This is a genomic window from Stenotrophomonas sp. Sm6012, assembly GCF_030985895.1.
Classification (GTDB): Bacteria; Pseudomonadota; Gammaproteobacteria; order Xanthomonadales; family Xanthomonadaceae; genus Stenotrophomonas; species Stenotrophomonas forensis.
In genome coordinates, this window is the sequence record NZ_JAPTFX010000285.1 from 1 (window position 1) to 1,181 (window position 1,181).

1 protein-coding gene is annotated in these 1,181 nt (G+C 69.3%); it reads left to right on the forward strand.

Annotation, left to right across the window (positions count from 1 at the left end; translation table 11 throughout):
* The first annotated feature begins 20 nt into the window (after positions 1-20).
* Complete coding sequence (locus tag O0J73_RS22405; protein WP_006465618.1) at positions 21-1,004, forward strand: LysR family transcriptional regulator; 984 nt, start codon at positions 21-23, stop codon at positions 1,002-1,004.
* The last annotated feature ends 177 nt before the right edge of the window (positions 1,005-1,181 follow it).

A 1,181-nucleotide genomic window follows, 5' to 3' on the forward strand; every position in this document is an offset into this window, starting at 1 on the left:
CCCTTGCGCCCCCGCCTCCCATGACGCTGACCCAGCTGCGCTATCTGGTTGCCATCGCCGACGCCGAGCTGAACATCACGCTGGCCGCCTCGCGCGTGCACGCCACCCAGCCGGGCCTGTCCAAGCAGCTCAAGCAGCTGGAGGACGAGCTCGGCTTCCTGTTGTTCGTGCGCAAGGGACGCAGCCTGGAATCGGTCACCCCGGCCGGTACCGAGGTCATTGCCCGCGCCCGTGCGGTGCTGGCCGAGGCCAACAACATCCGCACCTATGCCGCCAACCAGCGCCGCGAGAGCCAGGGCCAGCTGATCCTGACCACCACCCACACCCAGGCGCGCTTCGTGCTGCCGCCGGCGGTGGCGGCGATCAAGCAGGCGTATCCGCAGGTCAGCGTGCATCTGCAGCAGGCCGGTGAAGCCGACGCGCTGGACCGCTTGAACCAGGGTGACGCCGATATCGCCATCATCAGCACGGCCGGTGGTGAACCGACCGATGGCATCGCCGTGCCGTTGTTCCGCTGGCGGCGCCTGGTGGTGGTGCCCAAGGGCCACCCGCTGGACCGCGCCGGCCGCGCGCCGGACCTGGCGGCGCTGGCCCGGCAACCACTGATCAGCTACGAATCCTCGACGCGGCCGAATTCCTCGCTGCAGCGAGCCTTCGCTGCCCACGGCCTGGTGCCGGACCTGGCGCTGACCGCGCTGGATGCCGATCTGATCAAGACCTACGTGCGTACCGGGCTGGGCGTGGGCCTGCTGGCCGAGATGGCGGTCAGTTCCAACGATGAGGACCTGCGCTCGTGGCCGGCCCCGGCGCCGATCACCGAGTGCATTGCGTGGGCGGTGCTGCCGCGTGACCGCGTGCTGCGCGATTACGCGCTGGAGCTGGTGCATGTGCTGGCCCCGCAGATCGATCCGCGCGACCTGCGTCGGGTGCTGGATGGCAACCAGGCGGCGGCGTGGCCGGTTCCCCCGACCTGGGAGTCACTGACCCAGACCATCACGGTGTGAGGTTGGTCGAGCAGGGCTTGCAGCCCTGCACCTGCTGCGGCATGCAAGCAACAGCAACAGCAGAAGCGGCATTCAGTGGGATGGCGGGGCGGTGTGGGCAGTCAGGACACGCCGTAAACCCATCCATGGGGGCTCGATGGCGCCATCCATGGCGCCAACGGTCCTGCCTGCCCACAC